The organism is Stenotrophomonas sp. Ker107b, assembly GCF_053847245.1.
Map to the genome: position 1 here is coordinate 996,313 of NZ_JBSPHX010000002.1, position 24,287 is coordinate 1,020,599.

20 protein-coding genes are annotated in these 24,287 nt (G+C 66.9%); 15 read left to right on the forward strand and 5 right to left on the reverse strand.

Annotated elements, in window-relative coordinates; genetic code table 11:
- The first annotated feature begins 8 nt into the window (after window positions 1-8).
- Window positions 9-3,155, forward strand: coding sequence for a multidrug efflux RND transporter permease subunit SmeE (gene smeE / locus ACWV8V_RS14300; RefSeq protein ID WP_259259062.1), 3,147 nt, complete (start codon window positions 9-11; stop codon window positions 3,153-3,155).
- On the forward strand, window positions 3,148-4,548 hold the full coding sequence (locus tag ACWV8V_RS14305) for an efflux transporter outer membrane subunit (RefSeq protein ID WP_455900036.1): 1,401 nt from the start codon (window positions 3,148-3,150) through the stop codon (window positions 4,546-4,548). The genes smeE and ACWV8V_RS14305 overlap by 8 nt, the downstream gene beginning before the upstream one ends.
- A 92-nt stretch (window positions 4,549-4,640) precedes the next feature.
- On the opposite strand, the gene ACWV8V_RS14310 is transcribed toward ACWV8V_RS14305, so the two are convergent.
- The 3 genes from ACWV8V_RS14310 to ACWV8V_RS14320 all read right to left on the reverse strand — a co-directional run bounded on the left by ACWV8V_RS14310 (window position 4,641) and on the right by ACWV8V_RS14320 (window position 6,021).
- Complete coding sequence (locus ACWV8V_RS14310; protein ID WP_123730151.1) at window positions 4,641-4,973, reverse strand: hypothetical protein; 333 nt, start codon at window positions 4,971-4,973, stop codon at window positions 4,641-4,643.
- Window positions 4,974-5,035: 62 nt separating this feature from the next.
- On the reverse strand, window positions 5,036-5,314 hold the full coding sequence (locus tag ACWV8V_RS14315; protein ID WP_455900037.1) for a hypothetical protein: 279 nt from the start codon (window positions 5,312-5,314) through the stop codon (window positions 5,036-5,038).
- A gap of 254 nt (window positions 5,315-5,568) precedes the next feature.
- On the reverse strand, window positions 5,569-6,021 hold the full coding sequence (locus ACWV8V_RS14320; RefSeq protein ID WP_019186053.1) for a nucleoside deaminase: 453 nt from the start codon (window positions 6,019-6,021) through the stop codon (window positions 5,569-5,571).
- Between the two features lie 78 nt (window positions 6,022-6,099).
- Here ACWV8V_RS14320 and ubiE point away from each other — a divergent pair, with 78 nt between their 5' ends.
- The gene (gene ubiE, locus ACWV8V_RS14325) at window positions 6,100-6,861 is read left to right on the forward strand and encodes a bifunctional demethylmenaquinone methyltransferase/2-methoxy-6-polyprenyl-1,4-benzoquinol methylase UbiE (RefSeq protein ID WP_070471930.1); all 762 of its coding nucleotides are present in this window, start codon (window positions 6,100-6,102) and stop codon (window positions 6,859-6,861) included.
- Window positions 6,862-7,022: 161 nt separating this feature from the next.
- Window positions 7,023-8,963: a M1 family metallopeptidase gene (locus tag ACWV8V_RS14330; protein ID WP_455900038.1), complete on the forward strand. Its 1,941-nt coding sequence runs from the start codon at window positions 7,023-7,025 to the stop codon at window positions 8,961-8,963.
- Between the two features lie 402 nt (window positions 8,964-9,365).
- Here ACWV8V_RS14330 and ACWV8V_RS14335 read toward each other — a convergent pair whose 3' ends face one another.
- Window positions 9,366-9,986: a TetR/AcrR family transcriptional regulator gene (locus ACWV8V_RS14335; RefSeq protein WP_259259070.1), complete on the reverse strand. Its 621-nt coding sequence runs from the start codon at window positions 9,984-9,986 to the stop codon at window positions 9,366-9,368.
- 130 nt (window positions 9,987-10,116) lie between these two features.
- On the opposite strand from ACWV8V_RS14335, the gene ACWV8V_RS14340 reads away from it, so the two are divergent.
- The 3 genes from ACWV8V_RS14340 to ACWV8V_RS14350 all read left to right on the forward strand — a co-directional run bounded on the left by ACWV8V_RS14340 (window position 10,117) and on the right by ACWV8V_RS14350 (window position 12,597).
- Window positions 10,117-11,163 carry an MBL fold metallo-hydrolase gene (locus tag ACWV8V_RS14340; protein WP_455900039.1) on the forward strand — a complete coding sequence of 349 codons (1,047 nt, stop codon included), beginning with the start codon at window positions 10,117-10,119 and terminating at the stop codon, window positions 11,161-11,163.
- Between the two features lie 94 nt (window positions 11,164-11,257).
- Entirely contained in the window at window positions 11,258-11,989 is a 732-nt protein-coding gene (locus ACWV8V_RS14345) for a hypothetical protein (RefSeq protein WP_346468909.1), read from the forward strand.
- A 5-nt stretch (window positions 11,990-11,994) separates the two neighbouring features.
- Entirely contained in the window at window positions 11,995-12,597 is a 603-nt protein-coding gene (locus tag ACWV8V_RS14350) for an HAD family hydrolase (RefSeq protein ID WP_455900128.1), read from the forward strand.
- 216 nt (window positions 12,598-12,813) lie between these two features.
- Here ACWV8V_RS14350 and ACWV8V_RS14355 read toward each other — a convergent pair whose 3' ends face one another.
- On the reverse strand, window positions 12,814-13,752 hold the full coding sequence (locus ACWV8V_RS14355) for a carbohydrate kinase family protein (RefSeq protein WP_123730158.1): 939 nt from the start codon (window positions 13,750-13,752) through the stop codon (window positions 12,814-12,816).
- Window positions 13,753-14,027: 275 nt separating this feature from the next.
- Here ACWV8V_RS14355 and ACWV8V_RS14360 point away from each other — a divergent pair, with 275 nt between their 5' ends.
- The 8 genes from ACWV8V_RS14360 to ACWV8V_RS14395 all read left to right on the forward strand — a co-directional run bounded on the left by ACWV8V_RS14360 (window position 14,028) and on the right by ACWV8V_RS14395 (window position 24,285).
- A complete protein-coding gene (locus ACWV8V_RS14360) occupies window positions 14,028-15,074 on the forward strand; it encodes a rod shape-determining protein (RefSeq protein ID WP_019186044.1) in 1,047 nt (348 codons plus the stop codon).
- 156 nt (window positions 15,075-15,230) lie between these two features.
- Window positions 15,231-16,301, forward strand: coding sequence for a rod shape-determining protein MreC (gene mreC, locus ACWV8V_RS14365; RefSeq protein ID WP_455900040.1), 1,071 nt, complete (start codon window positions 15,231-15,233; stop codon window positions 16,299-16,301).
- Window positions 16,298-16,783 carry a rod shape-determining protein MreD gene (gene mreD / locus ACWV8V_RS14370; RefSeq protein ID WP_019186042.1) on the forward strand — a complete coding sequence of 162 codons (486 nt, stop codon included), beginning with the start codon at window positions 16,298-16,300 and terminating at the stop codon, window positions 16,781-16,783. The genes mreC and mreD overlap by 4 nt, the downstream gene beginning before the upstream one ends.
- 1 nt (window position 16,784) lies before the next feature.
- Window positions 16,785-18,854, forward strand: coding sequence for a penicillin-binding protein 2 (gene mrdA / locus ACWV8V_RS14375; RefSeq protein WP_455900041.1), 2,070 nt, complete (start codon window positions 16,785-16,787; stop codon window positions 18,852-18,854).
- Window positions 18,851-19,963 carry a rod shape-determining protein RodA gene (gene rodA / locus ACWV8V_RS14380; RefSeq protein WP_259259079.1) on the forward strand — a complete coding sequence of 371 codons (1,113 nt, stop codon included), beginning with the start codon at window positions 18,851-18,853 and terminating at the stop codon, window positions 19,961-19,963. Before mrdA ends, rodA (ACWV8V_RS14380) begins: the two co-directional genes overlap by 4 nt.
- Window positions 19,964-20,128: 165 nt before the next feature.
- Window positions 20,129-21,229, forward strand: coding sequence for a rod shape-determining protein RodA (rodA, locus tag ACWV8V_RS14385; protein WP_455900042.1), 1,101 nt, complete (start codon window positions 20,129-20,131; stop codon window positions 21,227-21,229).
- A gap of 600 nt (window positions 21,230-21,829) precedes the next feature.
- Window positions 21,830-22,975, forward strand: coding sequence for a lytic murein transglycosylase B (mltB, locus tag ACWV8V_RS14390; protein ID WP_346468913.1), 1,146 nt, complete (start codon window positions 21,830-21,832; stop codon window positions 22,973-22,975).
- A complete protein-coding gene (locus tag ACWV8V_RS14395) occupies window positions 22,972-24,285 on the forward strand; it encodes a septal ring lytic transglycosylase RlpA family protein (RefSeq protein WP_259259082.1) in 1,314 nt (437 codons plus the stop codon). Before mltB ends, ACWV8V_RS14395 begins: the two co-directional genes overlap by 4 nt.
- Window positions 24,286-24,287: the final 2 nt, after the last annotated feature.

Here is a 24,287-nt window from a genome sequence, read left to right on the forward strand (position 1 = left end):
AGAATTCCATGGCACGTTTCTTCATTGATCGCCCCATCTTCGCGTGGGTGATTGCGATCATCATCATGCTCGCCGGTGGCCTGGCGGTGCTCAAGCTGCCGGTGTCGATGTACCCGGAAGTGGCACCGCCGGCCGTCGAGATCAGCGCCAGCTACCCGGGTGCATCGGCCAAGGTGGTCGAGGACTCGGTGACGCAGATCATCGAGCAGAACATGAAAGGCCTGGATGGCCTGATCTACTTCTCGTCCAACAGCTCGGCCAACGGCCAGGCGACCATCACCCTCACCTTCGAGAGCGGGACCAACCCGGATATCGCGCAGGTGCAGGTGCAGAACAAGCTGCAGCTGGCCATGCCGCTGCTGCCGCAGGAAGTGCAGCGCCAGGGCATCAACGTCGCCAAATCGAGCAGTGGCTTCCTGCAGGTGCTCGGCTTCGTCTCTGAAGACGGCAGCATGGATGCCAACGACATCTCCGATTACGTCGGCTCCAACATCGTCGATCCGCTGAGCCGCGTACCGGGCGTGGGCAACATCCAGGTGTTCGGTGGCAAGTACGCCATGCGCATCTGGCTGGACCCCAACAAGCTGCACACCTACAAGTTGTCCACTGCCGAAGTGATCGCCGCGATCACCGCGCAGAACGCGCAGGTCGCCATCGGTCAGCTCGGCGGCGCGCCGTCGATCAAAGGCCAGCAGCTCAACGCGACCATCAACGCCCAGGACCGCCTGCAGACGCCGGAGCAGTTCCGCAACATCATCGTGCGCAGCGCGCAGGACGGTGCCGAACTGCGCCTGTCCGATGTTGCCCGCGTCGAGCTGGGTGCTGAGTCGTATGACTTCGTGACCCGTTACAACGGCAAGCCGTCGTCGGGTATCGCGATCACGCTGGCGACCGGCGCCAATGCGCTGGACACCGCCAATGGCGTGCGTGCGGCGCTGGATGAGATGGAGCCGAACTTCCCGGCCGGCCTGAAGGCGGTGGTGCCGTATGACACCACGCCGTTCGTGCAGGTCTCGATCAAGGGCGTCATCAAGACCCTGATCGAAGCCATCGTGCTGGTGTTCCTGGTGATGTACCTGTTCCTGCAGAACTTCCGTGCAACGTTGATCCCGACGATCGCGGTGCCGGTGGTGCTGCTGGGCACGTTCGGCATCCTGGCCGCGCTGGGCTTCTCGGTGAACATGCTGACCATGTTCGCGATGGTGTTGGCGATCGGCCTGCTGGTCGATGACGCGATCGTGGTGGTGGAGAACGTCGAGCGGATCATGTCCGAAGAGGGCCTGTCACCGCTGGAAGCGACACGCAAATCGATGACCCAGATCACCGGCGCGCTGGTCGGCATCGGCCTGGTGCTGTCGGCGGTGTTCGTGCCGATGGCCTTCATGAGTGGCGCCACCGGCGTCATCTATCGCCAGTTCTCGGCCACCATCGTCTCGGCGATGGCGCTGTCGGTGCTGGTCGCGATCGTGCTGACCCCGGCGCTGTGCGCCACCATGCTCAAGCCGCTCAAGAAGGGCGAGCACCACGTGGCCCACAAGGGCTGGTCGGGGCGTTTCTTCAATGCGTTCAACCGCGGTTTCGACCGTTCCAGCAATGGCTATCAGCGTGGCGTGCGCGGCATTCTCGGCCGTCCGTGGCGTTTCATGGGCGTGTTCGCCGCGCTGGCGCTGGTGATGGGCCTGCTGTTCATGCGCCTGCCCAGCTCGTTCCTGCCCAACGAAGACCAGGGCATCCTGATGGCGCTGGTGCAGACCCCGGTCGGTGCCACCCAGGAGCGCACGCTGGAATCGATCGACAAGCTCGAAAAGCACTTCATGGAGAACGAGGCCGACGCGATCGAGTCGATCTTCTCGGTGCAGGGCTTCAGCTTCGCCGGCATGGGCCAGAACGCGGGCATGGCCTTCGTCAAGCTCAAGGACTGGAAGGACCGCGATGCCGATCAGGGCGCGATGCCGGTGACCGGTCGCGCGATGGCGGCGCTGGGCGGAATCAAGGATGCCTTCATCTTTGCCTTCCCGCCGCCGGCGATGCCGGAACTGGGGATCGGCTCGGGGTACACCTTCTTCCTGAAGGACACCAGCGGTGCCGGTCACCAGGCGCTGCTGGATGCACGCAACCAGCTGCTCGGCATGGCCGGGCAGAGCAAGCTGCTGGCCAACGTGCGCCCCAACGGCCAGGAAGATACCCCGCAGCTGCGCATCGACATCGACGTCGGCAAGGCCAGTGCGCTGGGCCTGTCGCTGGAGGCAGTGAACACCACGCTCGCCGCAGCCTGGGGCAGCAGCTACATCGATGACTTCATCGACCGTGGCCGGGTCAAGCGCGTGTACGTGCAGTCCGATGCGCCGTTCCGCATGAACCCGGAAGACTTCAACCTGTGGTCGGTCAAGAACGCGGCCGGTGAGATGGTGCCGTTCTCGGCCTTCGCCAGCCAGCGCTGGGACTACGGTTCGCCGCGTCTGGAGCGCTACAACGGCGTGTCCGCGATGGAGATCCAGGGCGAGCCGGCGCAGGGCGTGGCCTCGGGCGATGCGATGAACGAGGTGGAGAAACTGGCCAAGCAGTTGCCGGCCGGTTTCGATATCGAGTGGACCGCGCTGTCCTACCAGGAACGCCAGGCGGGCTCGCAGACACCGCTGCTGTACACGCTGTCGCTGCTGATCGTGTTCCTGTGCCTGGCCGCGCTGTATGAAAGCTGGAGCGTGCCGACCTCGGTGCTGCTGGTGGCGCCGCTTGGCATCCTCGGTGCGGTGCTGGCCAACACCATGCGTGGCATGGAGCGCGATATCTACTTCCAGGTGGCGATGCTGACCACGGTGGGTCTGACCAGTAAAAACGCGATCCTGATCGTGGAGTTCGCCAAGGAAAACCTGGAGAAGGGCGCGGGCCTGATCGAGGCGACGATGCACGCCGTGCGTGACCGTCTGCGCCCGATCATCATGACCTCGCTGGCCTTCGGCCTGGGCGTGCTGCCGCTGGCGATCGCCTCCGGTGCCGGTTCCGGCGCACAGCAGGCCATCGGTACCGGTGTGCTCGGCGGCATGCTGGTCGGCACGGTGCTGGGTGTGTTCTTCATCCCGCTGTTCTTCGTGGTGGTGCAGCGCGTGTTCAATCGCAAGAAGTACGGCAAGAACGCCGGAGGTTCCGATGCGTAAGCCCATGATGGCCAGCCTGGCGCTGGCCGGGAGCCTGGTGCTGTCCGGCTGCTCGACGCTGGAGCCGCGCAGCACCGAAGTCGCCCCGGCGATTCCCGCGCAGTGGCCGGCAGCGGCCACCGCAGGCGCGCAGGGTGCCGCCATGGCGGATGTCGCCGACATCGGCTGGCGTGATTTCTTTGTCGACCCGCGCCTGCAGGCGGTGATCACCCAGTCGCTGGAGAACAACCGCGACCTGCGCGTGGCCGTGCTCAATGTCGAGCGTGCCCGCGCGCAGTACCGGATCCAGCGCGCTGACCGCGTGCCGGCGATCGGTGTGCAGGGGCAGATGACCCGCAGTGGCGGCGATGCCCCGGTGACCGAGCAGTTCAGTGCCAACCTCGGCGTGGTCGAGTTCGAACTGGATCTGTTCGGCCGCGTGCGCAATCTCAGCCAGGCGGCCCTGCAGCAGTACTTCGCCGAAGCGGCCAACCGCCGTAGTGCGCAGCTGTCGCTGGTGGCCGAGGTGGCCAATGCGTGGCTGACCCTGGGCGCGGACAGCGAGCAGCTGCGGATCGCCCAAGCGACGCTGGCGACCTATGAGGACTCGCTGCGCCTGACCGAGGCGCGCCGCCAGCTCGGCGGCGCCTCGGCGCTGGAACTGAGCCAGACCCGCACCCTGGTGGAAACCGCGCGCACCGATGTGGCGCGCTTTGCCGGGCAGGTCGCGCAGGACCGCAATGCACTGGTGCTGCTGGCCGGTGGGCCGGTCGATGCCGCGCTGCTGCCGCAGGCCGAGGTGACCGACGTGGCCAGCGTGCGGCCACTGCCGGCAGGCGTTCCGGGCGATGTGCTGCTGCGGCGGCCGGACGTGATGGCCGCCGAGCATGTGCTGCTCTCGGCCAACGCCAACATCGGCGCTGCGCGCGCAGCGTTCTTCCCGTCGATCAGCCTGACCGGCAACATCGGTTCGGCCTCGTCGGAGCTGTCCGGCCTGTTCGACAGTGGTACGCGCGTGTGGAGTTTCATTCCCAAGCTCAACCTGCCGATCTTCCAGGGCGGCAAGCTGCGCGCCAATCTGGGTATGGCCACGGCAGATCGCGATATCGCGCTGGCGCAGTACGAGAAGGCGATCCAGTCCGGCTTCCGTGAGGCCGCCGATGCGCTGGCCCTCAACGAGAGCCTGGACGCGCAGTTGTCGTCGCAGCAGGCGCTGGTGGCAGCGGCCGAGCAGGCGCAGCGGTTGTCGCAGGCCCGCTATGACGCCGGCCTGGACAGCTTCCTGACCCTGCTGGATGCGCGGCGCACGGCGTACACCGCACGGCAGTCGCTGGTCAGCACACAGCTGGCCCAGCAGTCCAATCAGGTGGCGTTGTACAAGGTGCTCGGCGGCGGTTGGCACGAGCGCGGATGAGGCAACGCGGGTGCGGCCAGCCGGTCGCACCCGTCGTGCATCATGGAGCGGGATGACCTGGCGGGGTGCCGGTCAGGAGGCGTCTGTGCAGGTCAGGCGCGTGCGTGCAGCCGCGGGCGCGACGCCTGGTCCTGGCGACCGGCGAGGTAGACGTGTTCCCAGCACTGATCGACGAACTGGCGTGCCTGGTCTTCGGACAGGCGCGGCATGATCTGCAGCGCGTAGTGGGTCTGGAACATTTCATCGCGCTCCTCATCACTGGCGCGCGGTTGCGTGATCAGTGAATCGCAGGCGAATTTGATCCACGGCACGTAGTGGCCGAAGGAGCCCGTCCCGAGGTTGCCGTCGGCATGACGCTGGCGCCAGTGGCTCACTTCGGCGTCGACATCGATGACGGCAGGGATGGAGATCTGGGCGGAAGACATGGTCACTTCAATATGGGAAGAAGGGAATCTGGATGATGGCGTAGGGCGCGGTGCAAGCGGTGTCATGGCGATGTGGAGCCGGTGTGGCGACGTTTGCCGCGCCTCTCGCCCAGCAGTTGCGCGTGGTGGACAACGCCGAGGCGTTCGGCCAGCGTCGCCAGCCGGTTGCAGACCACAACGTGATGATCGGGATGGGACCGCGTCAACTCATCCTGGATGGCCTGGTAGGCATCCCAGAAAGGCGCGGCGTTGCGGTGGCGTGCGTAGTGCACCTGCAGTCTTTCCCACGCGTCAATCAACGCAGGTTCGACGGAGGAGGTGCGGCGGGTTTGGGCATGCATGACGTCTCCTCGACGATGGTGCCCCCTGTGCAAGCACCTTAAGACGTTCATGCAGCGCGGTTGTTAGTACCGCGTGTTCACTGCGTCCGGCACCGGTCGACGACGCGTGACGGCAGGTCGTGCAGATACCCACGGCACAGGGTGTTCAGGCCAGGATGACTCACTGAAGCATTCAGAACGCTGCCTTGCCCGCGCAGGGTGTGTGGCGACTGCGCGGGCACCCGGAGGGGGCATCCGCGCGGAATCGTCCGCTCTTACTCGCCGATGTCTTCGTTCCAGACCTCGGGATGGGCGCTGATGAAGCCGCCGAGCAGATCGATGCAGGCCTGGCTCTGCATGTCGATCACCTTGACGCCGTTCTCGCGCAGCCACTCGATGCCGCCCTGGAAGGTGACCGACTCGCCCACCACCACCGTGCCGATGTTGAACTGGCGCACCAGCCCGCTGCAGTACCAGCAGGGGGCCAGGGTGGTCACCATGATGGTGTCCTGGTAGCGGCGCTGGCGGCCGGCCTTGCGGAAGGCATCGGTCTCGCCGTGCACGGACGGATCGCCCTCCTGAACGCGGCGGTTGTGGCCGCAGCCGAGCAGGCGGCCGTCGTTGTGGTACAGCGCGGCGCCGATCGGGATGCCGCCCTCGGCCAGGCCCTGGCGGGCTTCGGCGATGGCGGTTTCGAGCAGGGCGGCGTAGTCGGGGGTCGTGATCATGCGCAATCCAGGAACGTGAAGGCCTCCATGATAGTAGGCAGCCTGCCGCAACGGCGCCGGCGGTGCGATAATCGTCCCATGAGCGAATCCCCCTACAAGACTGGCACCACCCATTTCGGCTTCCGCGATGTCGCTGCGAAGGACAAGCAGAAGCTGGTGGGCGAAGTGTTCACCTCGGTCGCGCGCAGCTACGACCTGATGAACGATCTGATGAGCCTGGGCATCCACCGGGCGTGGAAGCGCTACTACGTCGCCACCGCGCAGGTGAAGCCGGGCGACCGCGTGCTGGATCTGGCAGGCGGCACCGGCGATATCGCCGCGCTGATCAAGGAGCGGGTGGGTGATGAGGGTGAAGTGGTGCTGGGCGATATCAACGCCGGCATGCTCTCCGTCGGCCGTGACCGGCTGACCAACCGCGGCCTGGTCGCGGGCCTGAACTACGTGCAGTGCAACGCCGAGGCGCTGCCGTTCCCGGACGCGAGCTTCGACCTGGTCACGATCGCCTTCGGCCTGCGCAACGTCACCGATAAAGAGGCCGGCCTGCGCGAGATGCACCGCGTCCTCAAGGTCGGCGGCCAGGCACGTGTGCTGGAGTTCTCCGAAGTCACCGCTGACTGGTTCAAGCCGATCTACGATTTCCACTCGTTCAAGATCCTGCCCAAGCTGGGCCAGCTGTTCGCACGCGATGGCGACAGCTACCAGTACCTGGCCGAGAGCATCCGCAAGCATCCGCCGCAGGAGCAGCTCAAGACCATGATGGCCGAGGCCGGTTTCGAACGTTGCCACTACAAGAACCTGACCGGCGGCATCGTCTCGATCCACTCCGGCTACAAGCTCTGAGTCCGTGACCCGGGTTCGGCAAGGGACTCGGGCCACGGCAGGTCGACATGCGCGCGGGCCTGCCACGCGCGGCCGGCTGAATGCGCAAACCGCCACCTATGGCCTGCGCGCGGTCCCGGGACAGGGGTAAACTGGTCGTTTCACCCTGATCGGTCCCGTTCATGCGATCTCCGTTCCTGTTGATTCCCCTCGCCGTCGCCCTGGCGTCCGGCTGCTCCAAAGAACCGGCGGCTCCGACCGTCGATCCCACTGCCAACGCGCCGGCGAGCACTGCCATGAAAGCGGACAGCCGCAGCCACGATGAAAGCTCGTACGCCGAGCCGGACAAGGTGGTCGTCAAGGACCTCGCGCTGGATCTGAAGCTGGATTTCGACAGCAAGCAGATCGGTGGCACTGCGACCTACACCCTGGAGTGGAAGGACAAGGCCGCCAAGCAGCTGGTGCTGGACACCCGCGAGCTGACCGTGGAGAAGGTCGAGGCGATCGCCGCCGACGGCAAGACCGCGCCGCTGCCCTTCGTGCTGGCCCCGGCCGACAAGGTGTTCGGCAGCAAGCTGAGCATCGAGACCCCGGACCAGCCGGCCAAGGTCGTGATCACGTATCACACCGCACCGACCGCCTCGGGCCTGCAGTGGCTGGAGCCGTCGATGACGGAGGGCAAGAAGCTGCCCTTCATGTTCAGCCAGTCGCAGGCGATCCACGCCCGTTCGTGGGTGCCGCTGCAGGACACCCCGAGCGTGCGTTTCACCTACAGCGCGCACGTGGTCTCGCGCCCGGACGTGATGGTGCTGATGAGCGCCGACAACGATCCCAAGGCCGCGCGTGATGGTGATTACACCTTCAAGATGCCGCAGCCGATCCCGTCCTACCTGCTGGCCATCGCCGCTGGCGATCTGGTGTTCGAACCGATTTCCGGCCGCTCCGGCGTCTGGGCCGAACCGACCATGGTCGGCAAGGCCGCCAAGGAATTCGAAGACACCGAGAAGATGATCGGCACCGCCGAGAAGCTCTTCGGCGAATACCGCTGGGGCCGCTACGACATGCTGGTGCTGCCGCCGTCGTTCCCGTTCGGTGGCATGGAAAACCCGCGTCTGACCTTCGCCACCCCGACCGTGATCGTCGGCGACAAGTCGCTGGTCTCGCTGGTCGCCCACGAACTGGCACACAGCTGGTCGGGCAACCTGGTGACCAACGCCAGTTGGAAGGACATCTGGCTCAACGAAGGCTTCACCACCTACGTGCAGGGCCGCATCACCGAGGCGCTGTACGGCCAGGAGATGGCCGAGATGGAGCGCGAGATCGACCAGAACGATCTGCTCGCCGAAGTGAAGGACATGAGCGCGGCCGACCAGGCCCTCGCCCTGCCGCCGCTGAGCGAGCGTGACCCGGACGAGGCATTGAGCCAGGTCGCCTACGTCAAGGGCGCATGGTTCCTGCAGTTCCTGGAACAGCGTTTCGGCCGCGAGACGTTCGATCCGTTCCTGCGCGGCTGGTTCGATGACCACGCCTTCCAGAGCGCGAACACCGACCAGTTCGTCGAATACCTGAAGAAGAATCTGCTGTCCAAGAAGCCGGGCGCCGTCAGCGACGCCGAGCTGAAGGCGTGGCTGGATGAGCCGGGTATTCCGGCCTTCGCGACCAAGGCCCGCTCGCGCAACTTCTCCATCGTCGATACCGCGCGCATCGCCTGGCAGGGCAGCAACACGCTGCCGACGGCGCAGATCACCGGCGAGTGGGGCACCCAGGAGTGGGTGCACTTCATCGACGGCCTGGGCAAGACCCTGCCGGTCGACAAGCTGGCTGCGCTGGACAAGGCTTACCACTTCACCGGTACGGCCAACGGTGAGATCGCGATGCGCTGGTACCCGCTGACGATCCGCAGCGGCTACAGCGAAGCGAACGAAGCCGCCGGCGCCTTCATCGAGCGCGTCGGTCGCCGCAAGCTGATCATGCCGATCTACGCCGAACTGGTGAAGACGCCGGAAGGCCTGGCGTTCGCCAAGGCGGCCTTCGCCAAGGCCAAGCCCGGCTACCACCCGATCACCACCGGCTCGGTCCAGGACCTGCTGGACAAGGCCGAGGCGGGCACGGCCAAGCCGTAATCGCCAGACGTATCGGTTGAACGAAAAACGGCGGGGAAACCCGCCGTTTTTTATGCGCGTCTGCGTACCGCGAGCCGAGCCCCCCAGGGGCCGGCAGGCCCCTCGGCAAATGTCCCCCGACCGCCGCTTGGCGGCGACGGCCTCCTCCTTGATTTTGCCCAGGGGCCTACCGGCCCCTGGGGGGCTCGGCTCGCGGTACACGTGCAGACAACTGCGCCTTTCTGTGAGAGCCGCGGTTCTCGATCCGTGGGTCGCGATGCCCTTGTGGGCGAAATAAAGGAGGAGGGGGCGGCCGCAGGCCGACGCCGGGGGACATTCGCCGGCAAGGGCATCGCGGCCCAGCGCCCTACCAACCGACCGCCGCAGTTGGTGGGAGTGCGCTTCGTTGGCTGAAAACCAGTGTTACACCGCGCGTACCGCCAGGAACATGTCCACGCAGTCGTGCATCACCTGCTGCTGCTGTGCCGGCGTGAGCGGTGGCTGGCCGAAGGTGATCTGCGGCCAGAACGCGAAGGCCTTCAGCATCGCCTGCAACTGATGCGCCGCCTCGGCCGGTGGCATGTCCAGGCGCAGCCGGCCGTCGGCCTGGGCGGCGCGGATCCAGCCGGTCAGGCCTTCTTCCTTCTCGGCAAGCTTGTCCATCATCGCGCGCGCCCGTTCGGGCGCGTGCACCAGCTCGGCCATCGCCACCCGGGACAGATCGATGAAGCCGGGGTCATCCAGCAGGTGCATCTTGCGCGCCGCGAACAGCAACAGTTGATCGCGCAGCGGCCGTGCCGGGTCGTAGGGCACGACAGCCAGCGCCTGGCTGGCCTCGAACAGTTGCCACAGGATGGCGGTAAACAGCTCGTCCTTGCTGGCGAAGTGGTTGTACACGGTGCGCTTGGATACCTCGGCCGTGGCCGCGATGCGGTCCATGCTGGTGCCCGCGAAACCGAATTCCCGGAACTCGGCCACCGCCGCTTGGAGGATGGCCGCGCGCTTGCGGTCGGTCAGGCGGCTGGGGCGGTCGGAAGTGCTCATGGGATTATTTTACACCGTTCAGTTTACTTTTCGGAAAAGGCAAGTACACTCGCCGGTGTACTTTCCAGGGCAAGCCCCGATGACGCGTCGCCTGCCTCGATTCCTCCTCCTTCTGACGGTGTTGATCGCCATGTCCATTGGCCTGTTGACCTGCGGTGCCCGCCCGGCTGCCGCCTATGACCAGTCGCCGCAGTTCGGCGACGGGCGCTTCCACAATCCCGTCGGCAAGAGCGCGCTCGGCTTCGTCGGCACGCTGGGCGTGATGTGGAAAATGCTGTTCGAAAAGCCCGCCGACGCCACTCCGCTGGCCCCGATTCCGGTGCAGGCGCTGAGCCGCCAGGCGCTGCTCGACGCGCCCGACGACAGCCTGTGGCGACTGGGTCACTCGACGATGCTGATGAAGCTGGACGGCCATTTCTGGCTGACCGACCCGGTCTTCGCCGAACGTGCCTCGCCGATGTCGTTCATGGGGCCCAAGCGGTTCCACGCACCGCCGTTGAGCATCGACGAACTGCCGCCCATCACCGGCGTGATCATCTCCCACGACCACTACGATCACCTCGATCACGATGCCATCCTCGCGCTCGCGCCCAAGGTGCAGCACTTCGTCACCGCGCTCGGCGTGGGCGACCGCTTGATCGGATGGGGCGTGCCTGCCGCGAAGGTCGTGCAGCTGGACTGGTGGCAGGACACCCGCGTGGAAGGCCTGAAAATCGTCGCGACCCCGGCCCAGCATTTCTCCGGCCGCACCCTCGCCGACGGCAACCGCACGCTGTGGGCGTCGTGGGTGATCGACACCGGTCGTACCCGGATCTTCTTCAGCGGCGACACCGGCTACTTCGACGGCTTTGTCCGCATCGGCGAGCGCTACGGCCCGTTCGACCTGACCATGATCGAGACCGGTGCCTACGATGCGCAGTGGCCGGATGTGCACATGCAACCCGAACAGAGCCTGCAGGCGCATCTGGACGTGCGTGGCAGGGTAATGATGCCGATCCACAACGGCACCTTCGATCTGGCCCTGCATCCGTGGACCGAACCGTTCGAGCGCATCACCGCGCTGGCGCAGGAACAGGGCGTGGCGCTGACCGCGCCGCACATGGGCGAACGTCTGGATATCCGGGCACCGGCGCCATCCACTCAGTGGTGGCGCGAAGGACAGCCGGCGACGAAGTGAGAGCGGCCGCGTGCGGCTCCGCACCGGCATGACGCGCTTGGCGATAAAGTAGGCTCAGGCGCCCGGCGCGTCATCGTCCAACACGGAGCACGCAATGAAACGACTGATCCTGGTAGCGGCCTGCGCCTTCGCGCTGGCGGCCTGCAGCAACCCCGAGGCCGAGCGCCAGGCGCAGGAAGCCGCCGCGGCCGCCGCCAAGGCGCAGCAGGAAGAGAAGGCCGAAGGCGTGGCCAAGCAGTACGACATGGCCGTCGCCTCGCAGGATTGGGAGCGCGCGCGGATCCACGGGGGTTCGCTGCTGGATCAATACAAGGACACCGACGTGGCCGCCCGGATTGAACCGGGCTACGCCGAGGTCAAGGCCAAGGCCGACGCCGCGCGCGAGACGCGCCGTCTGCAGGCGCTGTGGCAGTACAACAAGATCCCGATCGGCACCAAGGGCATCCAGGCCTCCGCGCAGATCTACAGCAAGGAGCGCGTGGATGTGGACGGCAGTGGCGCCAAGCCGGTGCAGCTTGTGTTCCGCGATCATCCCGAGTGGAAGCGCCACGCCTATCTCGTGCTGCAGGCCGGGGATTTCCGCTGCCCGAAGTGCCAGGTCAAGGTGACCGTTGACGATGGCAAGCCGGTCTCGATGGCCGCCTGGCGTCCGGATACCGATGAAGCGATCGCGATGTTCATCACCGACCAGAAGGCGCTCTGGAACCTGGCGCGCAAGGCCAAGGTGATCAGCATCGAATTCCCGGTCAAGGCGGGCGGCACGCGCACGGCCGTGTTCGAAACCGGCGGCGTGGACGCCAGCCAGATGCCGCAGTGGTGGCAGTGAGCGGCCTGCCAGCGATCCGTCACTGGGTGTTCGACATGGACGGCACGCTGACCGTGGCCGTGCATGATTTCCAGCGCATCAAACGGGAACTTGCGATACCGCCGGATGACGACATCCTCAGCCACCTCGCCGCGCTCCCGGCCGAGGTGGCGGCGGCCAAGCACGACTGGCTGCTCGCGCACGAACGTACGCTCGCCGAGCAGGCGCAGGCCGCCCCCGGCGCAGTGGCCCTGGTACGCGCGCTGCATGTCGCGGGCTGCCGGCTGGGCATCCTCACCCGCAATGCGCGCGAACTCGCCCAGGTGACGCTGCAGGCGATCGGTGTGGGGGACGTATTCGCCACGGATGACATCGTCGGCCGCGACGAAGCCGAGCCCAAGCCATCACCGGCCGGGCTGCAGTACTTCGTTGACCGCTGGCAGGCCGTTCCCGCCCGGATGGTGATGGTCGGCGACCATCGCTTCGACCTGGAATGCGGCCGCGCCGCGGGCACCCGCACCCTGCTGGTCAACACCCCGGGCAACCCCTGGCCGGGCCTGGCCTGCTGGCACCTGGCAGATTGCGGGCAGGTGCAGGCGGCATGGGAAGGCAAGCAGATGTCGGCCTGACCGCGCCGAACAAGGGCCGCTGCGTGGTCTATCGCGGTGGACCCGGAAAGCAGCCAGGCATGGCCTGGCTCTACCCTCATCCCCCCGATCCCCGTCTGGTGGAGAGCCCCCTTGGTGTTCAAGGGGGCGCGCCAACGGCGCGGGGATGAGGTGGCATGCAATTGGGACCCGCGATTCGCTACAGCGAATCGTGGGCCGCGTTTGATCGCACTGCGATCAAACGGTTAACGCGTAACCAAACTGCTGCTTGAACTGCTCATTGAACTCATCGAACGTGAAGCGCTGGTTCTGGGTGCCCGGGTGCTCGACCTTCAGCGCGCCCATCAGGTTGCCCATGCGGCCGATGGTCAGCCAGTCGTAGCCCTTCTCGATGCCGTAGATCAGGCCGGCGCGGAACGCATCGCCACAGCCGGTCGGGTCCACCACGCGGCGCTCGTGCGCCGGCGGGATGTCATAGGTCTTTTCCGGGGTGTGGATGACCGCGCCCTTGGGGCCGCGCGTGGTGATGTAGGCCTTGACCCGGCTCACGATCGCCTTTTCATCCCAGCCGGTGCGCTCCTGCAGCAGGTTGGACTCGTAGTCGTTGACCACGACGTAGTCGGCCTGCTCGATGAAGGTGCGCAGCTCGGGGCCATTGAACAGCGGCATGGCCTGGCCCGGGTCGAAGATGAACGGCACGCCGGCGTCGAAGAATTCCTGCGAGTTCTGGATCATGCCTTCGCGCCCGTCCGGGCCGACCAGGCCCAGGGTCACGCCCGGCACGTCTTTCACGTGGTTCTCGTAGGACCGCATCATCGCGCCCGGGTGGAAGGCGGTGATCTGGTTGTTGTCGTGATCGGTGGTGATGAACGCCTGGGGGGTGAACAGCTCATCGATCACCTTGACCCGGCTCAGGTCGATGCCCAGGCCCTGGAAGTATTCGCGGTACGGGCCGAAATCCGAACCCACCGTGCCCATCGGGATCGGTTCGCCACCCAGCAGGTACAGGTTGTAGGCGATGTTGCCGGCGCAACCGCCGAATTCACGACGCATCCGCGGCACCAGGAACGACACATTCAGGATGTGCACCTTGTCCGGCAGGATGTGATTCTTGAACTGGTCCGGGAACACCATGATGGTGTCGAAGGCAAGAGAACCACAGATCAAAGCGGACATCGAGTAAGGCCTATGCGGAAGGGGGTTTGAGGCCCGTTGGGCGGGCAACGAAACGGCGCCCTGCGGCGCCCTGCGGCGCAAAGGTTAACGGGTAGGGCGGCTTTGGGCCAGAACCCGGGCTGTCCGGATTGGCCTGAATGGCCGTGAAGGCTGGCGTTCGGCCAGATTTGTCCTTGCTCGCGCACAGGGGGATTGCTAGGCTTGTCGACCTCGAATTCTGCCCATTTTTTCGCCATCCCGCGTTGGGCGCGACACCCCTCAGGATCAACTCCCAGATGTTCAAGAAACTGCGTGGCATGTTCTCCAATGACCTGTCCATCGACCTGGGCACGGCCAACACCCTCATCTACGTGCGTGGGCAGGGGATCGTGCTGAACGAGCCGTCGGTCGTGGCCGTGCGCCAGGACCGTGCCATCGGTGGTACTCGTTCCGTGGCTGCCGTGGGCGCCGAGGCCAAGCAGATGCTCGGCCGTACCCCGGGCCATATCACCACCATCCGCCCGATGAAGGACGGCGTCATCGCCGACTTCACCTACACCGAGGCGATGCTCAAGCACTTCATCAAGAAGGTCCACAAGTCGCGCTTCCTGCGCCCGAGCCCGCGCGTGCTGGTCTGCGTGCCGGCCGGCTCGACCCAGGTCGAGCGCCGCGCCATCAAGGAATCGGCCGAGGAGGCCGGCGCGCGTGATGTGTTCCTGATCGAAGAGCCCATGGCCGCTGCGATCGGCGCCGGCATGCCGGTCACCGAAGCGCGCGGCTCGATGGTCATCGACATCGGCGGCGGCACCACCGAAGTGGCGGTGATCTCGCTCAACGGCATCGTCTACTCGGCCTCCGTGCGCATCGGCGGCGACCGTTTCGACGAGTCGATCACCAACTACGTGCGCCGCAACCACGGCATGCTGATCGGTGAAGCGACCGCCGAGCGGATCAAGGTCGAGCTGGGCTGCGCCTACCCGCAGGCGGAAGTGATCGAGATGGAAATCTCCGGCCGCAATCTCGCCGAGGGCGTGCCGAAGATGATCAAGATCAACTCCAATGAAGTGCTGGAAGCCCTGCACGAGCCGCTGTCGGGCATCGTCAGCGCGGTCAAGCTGGCGCTGGAGCAGACCCCGCCGGAACTGTGTGCCGACGTCGCCGAGCGCGGCATCGTGCTGACCGGTGGTGGCGCGCTGCTGCGTGACATGGACCGCCTGATCTCCGAGGAAACCGGCCTGCACGTGCAGGTGGCCGATGACCCGCTGACCTGTGTGGCCCGCGGTGGTGGTCGTGCGCTGGAGCTGGTGGACATGCACGGCAACGAGTTCTTTGCGCCGGAGTGAGCCGTACCGGCCGTGTATCGTAGACGCGCCTCTGCGGCGTGATGCCTCCGGCAAGCTTCGCTTGCCGGGCGTCACCTCGCCGGGGCGTTGTCGCATGCTGTTCCCGCTGCGCTCTTGTTCCGCGCGCTTCATCCACACTATTTCCAGTCGACGCCTGTGCCGCCTTACGCCGGTCCTCCCGTAGCCTCCCGTCAGGGCGATGCCGCCAGTCCGCTGCGCCTGCTCGCTTACCTGGCGTTGGCCATCACCCTGATCGTGCTGGATGACCAGGCCGGCTGGCTGTCGCGCCTGCGCGCGCAGGCCAACGTGCTGGTGCAGCCGGTATGGGCGCTGGCCGGCCTGCCGGGGCGCCTGGGCACGCAGGTCAAGGACAACGCCGCCAGCCATGGCCAGCTGGTCACCGAAAACCGCGAACTGCGCAATCAGCTGCTGATCGCCAATGCCCGGCTGACCCGCCTGCAGACCGCCGCGCTGGACAACGCCCAGCTGCGCGAGCTGCTCAACGTGGCCGAACGCAGCGGACTGGACGTACAGCTCGCCCCGATCCTGGATATCGACCTGGACCCGGTGCGCCAGCGCCTGGTGCTGGCCGCAGGCACCCGCGATGGCGTGCATGTCGGCCAGGCAGTGATCGATGCCGGTGGCCTGATGGGCCAGGTGATCGCCACCACCGGCAACAGCGCGACGGTGCTGCTGCTCACCGACCCCGACCATGCCGTGCCCGTCACCGTGGCGCGTAATGGCGTGCGCCTGATTGTCTATGGTCGCGGCGACACCTTGGAGCTGCGCGACATTCCGCTCAGCGCCGGGGTGGAAGTGGGCGACGAGATCGTGACCTCCGGCCTGGGCGGGCGCTTCCCGGCCGGGTTCCCGGTCGGCAGCATCACCGCGCTGCGCCCGGATGACACCCATGCCTTCCTGGTCGGCGAGCTGAAGCCGGCCGCCCAGCTCGATCGCGGCCGCGACGTGTTGCTGCTGCGCCCGGGCGAGGCGATCCGCATTCCGCCGAACCTGCGTCGCGACGCGGGTGAAGCCGGTGGACCGGCTGCTGCGCCGCTGCAGGACGGCGCGCCGGCAGGCACCGCAGCGCCGGCCAGTGCCGCCCCGGCGGGTTCATCCCCGGCCTCCACGGCACCTGCGACGGCGCCCGCCAATGCACCGCAGGCCAACCGGCCGGGTCCGTCCGCGCCCGTGCCGGTGACCGCACCGCCGGAGGAACAACGATGAGCCGCCTGCGCGACAAACCCTGGGTGCTGCCGGTGAGTCTGGTCGTGGCGCTGCTGCTCGGCCTGTTGCCGCTGCCGGCGCTGCTGCAGCCGCTGCGTCCGTACTGGCTGGCACTGGTGCTGGCCTACTGGGTGATCGAGACACCGGACCGGGTCGGGCTGGGCATCGCCTTCGCCAGCGGCGTGATCGCCGATCTGCTCTATGGCGGCGTGCTTGGCGAGCAGGCGCTGCGGCTGGTGATCCTGACCTTCATCCTGCAGCGCTTCCGCGCGCGGATCCGCTTCTTCCCGATGTCCCAGCAGATCCTGGCGATCGGCGGCCTGCTGTTCAACGACCGCATCGTCAGCGCGGTGGTGCACATCGTGGTCGGCGAGCCGACCCTGCCGTGGTCGTACTGGTGGGCCCCGCTGCTGGGCATGGCGCTGTGGCCGCTGGTGTTCGTGCTGCTGGATGCGCTGCGCTTCGGGCGACGCGGGCGCTGACATGTACATGCGCCGCCAGGCCAAGAATCCGCATGCCGAGGCAGAACAGTTCCGGCGCCGTGCCGCGCTGGGCTTCCTCGGTGTACTGGTATGCCTGTTCGGCCTGGGAGGGTGGTACTTCAAGCTGCAGGTGATGGACCACGACATCTACGCCACGCGCTCGGAGGCCAACCGGATCAAGCCGCGGCCGGTGGTGCCGGGGCGCGGGATGATCTACGACCGCAACGGCCGGCTGCTGGCCGAGAACGTACCGGCGTTCCGCCTGGATATCACCCCGGACAAGGTCAAGGACATGGACGCCACCCTGGCGGGCCTGTCCACGATCCTCGCGCTCAGCCCGGAAGATATCGAGACCTTCAACAAGTCGCGCAAGGCGCGTCGCAGCTTCCTGCCGGTCACGCTCAAGCTGCGTGTCACCGATGAAGAGATGGCGCGCTTCGCGGTGGACCGCTGGCGCTTCCCGGGCGTGGAGCTGGAGCCGTACCTGACCCGTCGTTACCCGTACGGCGATCTGTTCGCGCACATCATCGGCTACGTCGGCCGGGTCGATGACAAGGACCTGGAGATGCTGGGCGAGGGCAATGCCGCGTTGACCCACATCGGCAAGTCCGGGCTGGAGCGCTATTACGAGCAGCAGCTGCGCGGCAAGGTCGGCTACGAGCAGGTCGAGACCAACGTGCAGGGCCGCGCGATCCGCACCATCGGCCGGGTCGCGGCGCAGTCGGGCAGCGATCTGCGGCTGTCCATCGATGCCGATCTGCAGCGCGCGATGGTCGCCGCCTTCGGCGAGTTCGAAGGCGCAGCGGTGGCGATGGACCCGCGCACCGGCGAAGTGCTGGCGATGGTCAGCCTGCCATCCTACGACCCCAACCTGTTCGTCAACGGCATCTCGCATGCCGATTTCAAGGCGCTCAACGACAACCCCTCGCGGCCGCAGTTCAACCGCCTGGTGCTGGGCGGCGTCGCGCCGGGTTCGACGATCAAGCCGCTGATCGGCCTGGCCGGCCTGGACAGCGGCGTGCGCAAGCCCGAAGACAAGATCCTGTCCACCGGCATGTTCTATCTGCCGGGCACTTCGCGTGGCTGGGGCGATGCCAACCGTGGCGGCCATGGCTGGACCGATCTGCGCAAGTCGATCACCCAGTCGGTGAATACGTATTACTACAAGCTCGCGCTGGACCTGGGCATCGATCGCTTCGACCACTACATGGGCTATTACGGGTTCGGTGCACCGACCGGGATCGACCTGACCGGCGAGATCGGCGGCATCCTGCCCTCGCCGGCAGCCAAGTACAAATCGCGCAAGGAACGCTGGTACCCCGGCGATACGGTCAACGTCAGCATCGGGCAGGGTGACTGGAAGGTCACCCCGCTGCAACTGGTGCATGGCGTGGCCGGCATCGCCGATGGTCAGCTGCGCCAGCCGCACCTGGTGATGCAGCAGCGCGCGGGATTCGATGCGGACTGGACCGCGACGCCGGCGGGCGAGAGCAAGCCGATCAGCCCCACGCCGAGCAACCTGCAGGCGGTGCGCGAGGGCATGATGGGCACCATGCAGCCTGGCGGCAGTGGCGCCCGGGCGGCTGCGGGTGCGCCTTACGTCATGGCCGGCAAGACCGGTACCGCGCAGGTGATCAGCCGCCGTGGTACCGCGGCGGTGAACCCGCGCAGCCTGCCGATGCACCTGCGCCACCGCGCCCTGTTCGTCGGCTTCGCGCCGGCTGACAATCCGGTCATCGCCGTGGCGATCGCGGTCGAAGGCGGCGGTTACGGTGGCTCTGCCGCCGCACCGATCGCCCGCAAGATTTTCGATGCCTGGCTGCTGGGCAAGATGCCCGACGGCCTGGAACCGCTGGACAGCGAGCGCGGCACCACCGCGATCGGCATCACCGCGTTCGACGGCGGCGGTGCCACCGCGCGCGACGCGGGCGATGCCGCGGTGGCGGCACTGGAGCTGTTGCCGGTGGTGGTGGGTGTGCCTGCCGCGCCGGCGCCTTCCCCTGCGCCGGCACCCGGTGCACCCGTGCCCAGTGCCACCCCGCCCCCGACCGCACCGGAGCGGCCACGATGAAGGTCTTCCTGCGCTGGTCGGTCGACATGGCCGTCCGCTTCAGCAGCTCGCTGGACTGGGTACTGTGCCTGGCGCTGGGCGCGCTGATGCTGATCGGCCTGGCGGTGCTCAAGAGTGCCGGCGGCGACGGCCTGGTGTTCGCCCAGGGGGCGCGCTTCGCGGTTGGCCTGGGCGCGATGTGGGTGATCTCGCGGGTGTCGATCCTGCGCATCCGCTCGGCCACGCCGTTGATCTACGCGATCTCGATGATTCCGCTGCTGGCCGTGTTCGTGCTCGGCACCGGCAAGTACGGCCGGCAGTGGCTGGATCTGAAGCTGTTCTACCTGCAGCCGGCCGAGCTGCTCAAGGTCAGCCTGCCGATGATGGTGGCGTGGTATCTGCATCGCATGCCGTTGCCGCCACGCTTCTCCACGGTGCTGACCAGCGCGGTGATCATTGGTGTGCCAACCGGGCTGGTGATGCTGCAGCCGGACTTCGGCACCGGCGTGCTGATCGCCGCCAGCGGTGCGTTCGTGCTGCTGCTGGCCGGCCTGCCGTGGTGGTGGGTCGGCGTGGCGGTCGGTGGTGTCGCCGCGGCCGCACCCGTGGCCTGGTTCTGGCTGCTGCGGCCGTATCAAAAGGACCGCATCATGATGTTCATGGACCCGGAGAGCGACGCGCTCGGCGCAGGCTGGAACATCATCCAGTCCAAGATCGCGATCGGCTCGGGTGGCCTGGATGGCAAGGGCTGGGGGCAGGGCTCGCAGTCGCACCTGAATTTCATTCCCGAGCAGACCACCGACTTCGCGTTCTCCGTGCTCAGCGAGGAGTTCGGGTGGATCGGTGTGGCCATCGTGCTGGCGCTGTACCTGGTGGTGATCGGGCGTTGCCTGTGGATCGCCTCGCAGTCGCGCGACTCTTACTCGCGGCTGCTGGCTGGCGCGACCGGGCTGGCGTTCTTCGTCTATGTGCTGGTCAACGGCGGCATGATCTCCGGCCTGCTGCCGGTGGTCGGCGTGCCGATGCCGCTGATCAGTTATGGCGGTACGTCTGCGGTGTCGCTGTTGGCCGGTTTCGGTCTGGTGATGGCAGTGCGTCGTCACAATCCGGTGCACGGCGGCTACGGCTGAGCGCGCGCGACGCGTACGCCGTGGCCTGGCGGTACGTATCGGCTAAGGATTGCTGCGCCCTTGCGTGTTACGGTCCTGCGCTCGCGCCGGCCCGTCTTGCGGGTCCGCTTTCTGTTCGCGTGTCGCCTCCTGCTGTGCGTCGCGTCATCCACAGGAGTCGTCCGCATGGTCGAACTACTGCAGCGCGCACGCGCCGTGTTCCATTTCTTTTTCCGCACGCTGGATCTGCCCCTGCTGGGCGCGCTGTGCCTGCTGATGGTGGCCGGGCTGGCCGTGTTGCACAGCGTGGACGGGCCCGTGCAGGCGCAGGCGATGCGCTACGGCGCCGGGCTTGCCGCGCTGTGGGGGCTGTCGCGGCTGCCGGTGGTGACGCTGCGCGCGTGGTCGCCCTGGATCTACACGCTGTCCTTGCTGCCGCTGCTGGCCGTGTATGTGGTCGGCACCGGCAAGTACGGCCAGCGTTGGTTGAACCTGGGCGTGTTCTACCTGCAGCCCTCCGAACTGCTCAAGCTCAGCCTGCCGATGATGATGGCCTGGTACCTGCACAAGCAGCCGTTGCCACCGCGGCCGCGTGCGGTGCTGACCGCGGCTGTGTTGATCGGCGGCCCGGCGGTGCTGATCCTGCTGCAGCCCAATCTCGGCACGGCGACGCTGGTCACCGCCAGCGGGGTATTCGCGCTGCTGCTGGCCGGCCTGCGCTGGTGGTGGATGGCCGTCGCGCTGGGGGGATTGTCGGTGGCCGCGCCGCTGGCGTGGTTCGGGCTGCTGCGGCAGTACCAGAAGGATCGCGTGCTGACCTTCCTGTATCCGGAGAACGATCCACTGGGCACCGGCTGGAACATCATCCAGTCCAAGATTGCGATTGGCTCAGGTGGCATGCACGGCAAAGGCTGGGGGCAGGGCACCCAGGCCACGCTGGATTTCCTGCCCGAGTACACCACGGACTTCGCGTTCTCCGTATTGGCCGAAGAGTTCGGCTGGGTCGGCGTGGCGGTGGTGCTCAGCCTGTTCCTGTTCGCGACCGCGCGCTGCCTGTGGATCGCCAGCCACTCGCGCTGCGGCTACTCGCGTCTGCTGGTGGGCACCACTGGCCTGGTGTTCTTCGTCTATGTGCTGGTCAACGGCGGCATGATTTCCGGCGTGCTGCCGGTCGTGGGCGTCCCGATGCCGCTGATCAGCTATGGCGGTACCTCGGCGGTATCGCTGCTGGCCAGTTTTGGACTGGTGATGGCGGCGCGGCAGCATCAGCCGGTGCATCCCACGTAAGCGATGGCGGTGACGATTTGCGCGCGCCCGCGACGCGGAAACGCTTTCAGGTGCAGGCGCGGTCAAGGTCCTGCGGTAAAAGTGAGAAGTGGCGCACAGATATGAAGTGACTTGATCTCGATCAATGGACATGTCGCAAACGGCCTGCACAATGGCGGCCCGCCAACAACGACGCGCTGAGCCAAGCATCGCGACGGGGAAGTCAGGCGGGGAGCAGTTGACCTCACAGGTAGAAAGGGCGAGGCGCGCGCTGGGGAGATGCGCGCCGCGCTGCTGCCGATCGGGTCCGGTTTGGCCGGTTGCGTCCACGGGGATGGGGGCGCAGCCGGCGGACCTCTTCGCACGTCGGCGGCACCCGAAAAAGTGAGACCTGCGTCGTCTCCCTGCGCATCGCGCATGGATTGCGGCGGGACGCGCATCCGCGCGGAGATCAGACGCTGCGATCATCCAGCCCGCCCTGGCCGTTGAGCAAACATGAATGGGGAACGATGCGGCGCCTGTCTACACGTCGCCTTAACGGCCCCGCGAAAACTCGGGCAATCCGTTGAGATTCATGGTCTTAGGGGTTTTAATTCATCCATGACCTGCTAACCTGCCGCGATGATCCGACGCTCCCTGGCCTGCATGCTCACGCTCGGTTTGGTCGCTTGTGCGACCCAGCCGCAGACTCCTTCACCGTCGCCGCAGGCCTCGGGTGTTCCCGTTTCCCCGCCTCCCGGCAGCAAGGGCCCGGCTGAAGCCGCCCCCGAGGCAGCGGGTGCCAACGCAGCCCCGGTCGACCTGACCCCGGTCCCGTTCGAGGTGGCCCGCGCCAACTTCGTGCGCGATACCGCCGCCCGCTACGGCATTCCTGCCGGGCAGATCGAGGCGACCCTGGCCCAGGCGCAGATCCGCGACCCGATCATCGCGGCGATGTCGCGCCCGGCCGAGCGGGTCAAACCGTGGAACGAATACCGGCCGATGTTCATCAGCCAGGCGCGGATCGAGGGCGGCAAGAAGTTCCTCGCCCAGCATCGCGATGAACTGATGCGGGTGCAGCAGCGCACCGGTGTGCCGGCCGAGGTGATCGTGGCGATCATCGGCGTGGAAACCAGCTACGGCGGCAACACCGGCAGCTACCGGGTGCTCGATGCGCTGTACACGCTGGCCTTCAAGTACCCGCGCAGTGGCGATCCGGCCAAGCTCGAACGCGAAGTGCGCCGCGAGCTGTTCTTCCGCGACGAACTGGCGCGCCTGTTCGCACTGACCCGCGACGAGAAGCTGGACATCACCGCGATCAAGGGCAGCTACGCCGGCGCGATGGGCATGGGCCAGTTCATGCCCTCCAGCTATCTGGACTATGCGGTGGACGGCAACGGCGATGGCCGTCGCGACCTGTTCAACAGCTATGACGACGTCTTCTCCTCGATCGCCAATTACTTCGTCAAGAAGGGCGGTTGGGTCCGCGGTGGCCCGGTCGCCGTGCCGGCCACGCTGCAGGCCGGTCGTGACGCGTTCAATCCGACCGAATGGGCGCCAACCTGGACCCTGTCCGAGCTGGCCCAGCGCGGTTACCAGCCCAGCGTGCCGGTCGCGGCCGACCTGACGGCCACGCCGATCACGCTGGAAGGCAGTACCGGCAAGCAGTACTGGCTGGGCTTCCAGAACTACTACGCCATTACCCGCTACAACCTCTCGAAAATGTATGCGATGGCCGTGTACCAGTTGTCCCAGGCCATCGCTGGACAGGAGTTGCCGCCGGCATGATCACGATCGCACGCTCCAGATGGCTGATCCCGGGTTGTTTGATACTGGCACTGGCCGCCTGCAGCAGTGCGCCGAAGAAACCCGGTGGCAGCACCGCCGGCAGCAGCAAGCCGTCCGGCGCAGTGGTGCAGGGCAAAGGCGGGCGTCCGGCGCATTGCCCTGAAGGCTCGCCTTACAAGGCCGCGTCCGAAGACCCGAGCACGCGCGGCGACTATCGCGCTGGCGGGCTGTACAAGCCGGGCGTGAATGACAGTACCCCGACCTACATTCCCAATGTGGCCTGCATCCCGGAGCCGGAGGTCGTGGACCTGCCGCGTTCGCCGGTTGGCAACAAATCGCCGTACGTGGTGCTGGGCAAGCAGTACCAGGTGATGGACAAGACGCGCGGGTATGCCGAAAAGGGCACCGCCTCGTACTACGGCGCCAAGTTCCATGGCCGCCTGACGTCCAACCGTGAGGTGTACGACATGTACGCCTTCACCGCCGCACACAAGACCCTGCCGTTGCCCAGCTTCGCCCGGGTGACCAACCTGGACAACGGCGAATCGGTGATCGTGCGGGTCAACGATCGTGGCCCGTTCCACGATGGCCGCGTGGTCGATCTCAGCTACGCAGCCGCGGTGCGCCTGGGTATCACCCAGCGCGGCACCGGCAACGTCGAAGTCCGCGCGCTGGCCCCGGGCGATGACAACCTGCTGGCCGACAAGCCCAGCCGCCGTGAGCGCCGGGATGTTGCCGCCGCTGCGGCCGCCGCGACCTCCACGGCCGCGGCGGCACGCAGCGCCAGCGACATGGATGCCCTGGTCGGCAAGCTGCCGGCTGCCACGGCGACCGCCGCCGCCAGACCGGCCGGCGAGCAGTACCGCTACCGCGTGGCCGACTCGGCCAAGCCGGGCAACGCCGACAATTTCGATCACTGGATGCGCGACAACGGCGTACGCGTGGCCACCGGCAAGCCGGCCACCACCCAGGCCGCCAGCATCAACACCGCCCCGGTGGCGGTGGCCGCATTGCCCGCCGCCGCCCCGGCGGCGCGCCCGGCACCGGCCCCCGGCGCGACGCTCTCCCAGCAGGTGCTCGGCAGCGTGCTGCTGCAGGTCGCCAGCTTCGCCAGCCGCGACAACGCCACCCGCGCGCTCGGCCAGTTGTCCTCGGCCGGTATCGCCGGGGCCAGCATCAGCGACATCGTCAGTGGCGGACGCACCCTGTGGCGCTTGCGCGTCCCGGCGCCCGACCATGCCAGTGCCTCGGAACTTGCCGGCCGGATTGCCGGTCTGGGCTTCGGGGCGCCGCAGATCGTGAAGGACTGAGC